The 4,640-nt window shown below is 62.6% G+C and carries 2 protein-coding genes; both read right to left on the bottom strand.

Features of this window, described 5'->3' with window-relative positions; translation table 11 throughout:
* The coding region (gene acnA / locus PF446_RS03150) for an aconitate hydratase AcnA (protein WP_298069648.1) at positions 1 to 2,222 on the bottom strand (2,222 nt) is incomplete at its 3' end.
* Positions 2,223 to 2,432: 210 nt separating this feature from the next.
* On the bottom strand, positions 2,433 to 4,640 hold a 2,208-nt coding region (pgi, locus tag PF446_RS03140), incomplete at its 5' end, for a glucose-6-phosphate isomerase (protein WP_343224648.1).

Here is a 4,640-nt window from a genome sequence, read left to right as displayed (position 1 = left end):
CGCACCATCACGTCGTCATTGCCGCGGCGCGAGCCGTAGGAGTTGAACTGTGCCGGCTGCACGCCTCGCTCGATCAGGAAACGACCCGCGGGGGAATCCTTCTTGATCGCGCCGGCGGGGGAGATGTGATCGGTGGTGATGGAATCGCCGAACAGGCCCAGGCAGCGTGCGCCGTGGATGTCCTCGACCGTGTCCAGGTCCATGGTCATGCCGTCGAAGTAGGGTGGGTTCTTGATGTAGGTGGAGCTGTCCTGCCAGTCGTACAGCTTGCCGTCCGGCGAAGCGATCGCATTCCAGCGCTCATCGCCCTTGAACACGTCGGCGTAGCTCTTGGTGAACATGTCGGCGGTGACCGCGCTGGCGATCAGGTCGCCAATTTCCTTGTTGGTCGGCCAGATATCCTTCAGGAATACGTCCTTGCCGTCGGTGTCCTGTCCGATCGGATCCTTGTCAAGGTTGATGTCCAGGGTTCCGGCCAGGGCATACGCGACCACCAAGGGCGGCGAAGCCAGGTAATTCATCTTTACCTCGGGATGCACCCGGCCCTCGAAGTTGCGGTTACCCGACAGCACAGAGGCCACCGCCAGGTCGCCTTCGCCGATGCCCTGGCTGATTTCGGCCGGCAGCGGACCGGAATTGCCGATGCAGGTGGTGCAGCCGTATCCGACCAGGAAGAAGCCGACCTTCTCCAGTTCGTCCATCAGGCCGGTGACCTCAAGGTAGTCGGTGACCACTTTCGAGCCCGGACCGAGCGAAGGCTTGACCCAGGGCTTGGCGGTCAGGCCGCGTGCGGCGGCTTTCTTGGCGACCAGGCCGGCGCCGAGCATCACTGCCGGGTTGGAGGTATTGGTGCACGAGGTGATGGCGGCGATGACGACTGCGCCATCCTTGAGTGCAAAGCTCTTGCCATCCTTGTCGACCGTCACCGATCCGTTGCGGCTGACGGTGGACGGGTTGCCGACGGCGGTGTCGCCGCCCTCGTTGGCGAAGCGTTCGGCGTCGCCGTTACCGGTCTTGCGGTTTGCGGTCAGCGGTCCGACCACCTCATGGAAGTTCTTTTTCATGTCGCTCAACAGCACGCGGTCCTGCGGCCGCTTGGGGCCGGCCATGGAAGGACGGACCTCGGACATGTCCAATTCAAGCGTGGCGGTGAATTCGGCGCGCGGGGTGTTCTCGTCATGCCACAGGCCCTGGGCCTTGGCGTAGGCTTCCACCAGTGCGATCTGGTCCTCGCTGCGGCCGGACAGCCGCATGTAGTTGACCGCCTCGGCGTCGACCGGGAAGATGCCGCAGGTGGCACCGTACTCGGGTGCCATGTTGGCGATTGTGGCGCGATCGGCCAACGGCAGGTGCTTGAGGCCCTCGCCGAAGAACTCGACAAACTTGCCCACCACGCCGTGCTTGCGCAGCATCTGGGTGACGGTCAGCACCAGGTCGGTGGCGGTGGCGCCCTCGGGCAGCTTGCCGGTCAGTTTGAATCCGACCACCTGCGGAATCAGCATCGAGGACGGCTGACCGAGCATCGCGGCCTCGGCCTCGATGCCGCCCACGCCCCAGCCGAGCACGCCCAGACCGTTGATCATGGTGGTGTGCGAGTCGGTGCCGAACACGGTGTCCGGATAGGCCCAAAGCTGTCCCTCGACCTCGGTGCCCATGACCACGCGGGCCAGATGCTCCAGGTTCACCTGGTGAACGATGCCGGTGCGCGGTGGCACCACCTTGAAGTTGTCCAGCGCCTTCTGGCCCCAGCGCAGGAAGCTGTAACGCTCCTGGTTGCGTTCAAACTCGATGCGCACGTTGGTGTCCAGCGAATCGTCGCTGCCGAAGCTGTCCACCTGTACGGAGTGGTCGATGACCAATTCTGCGGGCGAAAGCGGGTTGATCAGCTCGGGATCACCGCCCAGGCTCTGCATGGCGTCGCGCATGGCGGCAAGATCGACCACGCAGGGGACGCCGGTGAAGTCCTGCAGCACCACGCGTGCCGGGGTGAAGGCGATCTCGGTGTCCGGCTCCTTCTTCGCATCCCATTGCGCGACCGCCTCGATCTCCTTTGCCGTTACGCTGGAGCCATCTTCGTTGCGCAGCAGGTTTTCCAGCAGGATCTTCATCGAGTAGGGCAGGCGCTTGATGTCGAAACGCTGTCCGAGCTTGTCCAGACTGGCAATGGCGTACCGGGTGCCATTGACGTCGAGGGTATCGCGGGTCGAGAAGGAATCGTTCATAACTGCTCCTGGAGTGAATCCTTGGGCGGGGGCAGCGGGGGGTCCAAGAAGGGACGTTTCCGCGCATCAGACCCGCAATTATCGCGCAAAACCGCCCACCACGGCGACGTTGCCCGCGAAAACCGGGTTTTTTGGCGGTTTTGCGGGATGTTCAGGCCGCTGCGCCACTGCCCGGAGCCGGCCGGGCAGCGGAAATCCCGTGATGAATGCTCAGCGCGGGCTTTGCCAGATCCGGAAGCCACCGGTGAAAGCATTGTCATTTTCACCGCGCATCACGCCTTGTGGCAGTTTGTCCAGATGACGCACGTTGCCACCACCCAGCATGACGTAGTCGGGCAAGAAGGTATTGCGCATGATCTCGATAAGCTCGAGTACGTTGCCCTTCCAGGCCTTCTTGTGCTTTTCATAGTAGCTGTCGCTGACGTAATGCTCGTAGGTCGCGTCACGCCAGGGCATGTGCGACAACTCCGTGGGTTGCAGAACTCCGTCGATGATCAATGCGGAGCCAAGTCCGGTACCCAGACCCAGGAACAGCATCCGACCTCCGAGATAACTGCCCAGCGCCTGCATGGCGGCATCATTGACCACGCGTACCGGACAGGCGAAAGCCGTGGGAAAGTCGAAGTCCTTCCAGCCCTTGCCGAGATTGACCGGGTCGGTGATCAGCTTGTCCTGGACTATCGGAGCCGGTACACCGACAGTGACGGCGTCGAAGTGCCACCCCTCAATCAGGCTCGCGAGTTTCCCCATCATCTGTTCAGGGGTCAGGTCCGGACCGGACTTGAAGCGGCGCATCTCGTCGCTGTCCGAGACCTTGGCCTTGACGTGGGTTCCGCCGATATCGAGCACCAGGACCGTGGGTTCGCTGGAAGTCGATGCAGAGGCCTTTCCACGTGCCTTGCGATACCAGCGAATGGCCTGGTTGGTGGAGCTGTCATGAGCCAGTCGCTTGCGTGGTGACTCGATTTCACTGGCGACCTGCTGGGCCAGGGCCTTGCCCAGTTCCACGCCCCACTGGTCGAAGGGGTTGATGTCCCATATCGCCGCCTGCACGAAAACGCTGTGCTCGTACAGGGCCACCAGCGCGCCCAGGGATTGCGGGGTCAGGCTGCGTGCGGTCAGCAGGCTGGAAGGCCGGTTTCCCTCGAAGACCTTGTGGGGCGCGAGCTTTGCCGGGGTACCTTCTGCGCGCACCTGTTTCAGTGTCTTGCCGAAGGCCAGGGCCTCGGCCTGGGCGATGACGTTGGCAAGCAGTAGGTCGTGATGCCTGCCCGTGGGGTTGAGAGATTCGCCGAAAGCGATGAAATCGCAGGGAATCAGGCGTGTCCCCTGATGGATCAGCTGATAGAACGAGTGCTGGCCGTTGGTGCCCGGTTCACCCCAGTAGATGGGTCCGGTGGCGTAGTCCACCATCTTGCCGTCAAGCGTGACGTGCTTGCCGTTGGACTCCATGGTCAGTTGCTGCAGATAGGCCGGAAAACGCTTGAGGTATTGCGCGTAGGGCAGCACGGCGATCGTCGAGGCATCGAAGAAGTCGGTGTACCAGACGTTCAGCAGGCCCATGATCACGGGCAGGTTGGATTCCAGCGGAGCGCTGCGGAAATGCTCGTCCATTGCATGGAAGCCCGCGAGCATGTCGCGGAAGGCCTTCGGACCGATGGCGATCATGGTCGACAGACCGATGGCCGAGTCCATGGAATAACGCCCACCGACCCAGTCCTCGAAACCGAACATCTGTTGCTCGTCGATACCGAACTCGCGCACCGCCTCGGGATTGGTCGACAAGGCAACGAAGTGCTTGGCTACAGCTTCCTTGTTGTCCTTGCCGGCCGAAGCCAGCAACCAATCGCGTGCAGTATGGGCGTTCGTCATCGTCTCCAGCGTGGTGAAACTCTTGGAGGCGATGATGAACAGGGTCTCGTCCGGTGACAGGTCGCGCGTGGCCTCGACGAAATCGGTGGCGTCGACATTGGAGACAAAGCGCATGCGCAGCGTGCGATCGCTGTAGTGACGCAGCGCCTCATAGGCCATGACCGGTCCCAGATCCGAGCCACCAATACCGATATTGACCACGTTGCGGATGCGTCGTCCGGTATGCCCGGTCCAGTCGCCGTTGCGGATGGAGTCGGCGAATCCGGACATGCGGTCGAGGGTCTCGTGCACCCCCGGCACCACGTTCTCGCCATCCACCTCGATGACCTGTTCGTCCGGCGCGCGCAGGGCCACATGCAGGGCCGCCCGCATTTCGGTGCTATTGACCTTCTCCCCGGCGAACATGGCGTCGCGTCGAGCCTCGACATCACAGGCCCGGGCCAGCTTGAACAGCCTTTCGAGCGTGGTTGTATCGATCCGGTGCTTGGAATAGTCCAGGCGCCAGCCGGCGGCTTGAACAGTGAAACGGGCGGCGCGTTCGGGATC

The organism is Oleiagrimonas sp., from assembly GCF_027858935.1.
Taxonomy (GTDB): domain Bacteria; phylum Pseudomonadota; class Gammaproteobacteria; order Xanthomonadales; family Rhodanobacteraceae; genus Oleiagrimonas.
Note: the sequence above shows the minus strand (reverse complement) of the source record. Positions and strands in the feature narration are given on the sequence as shown.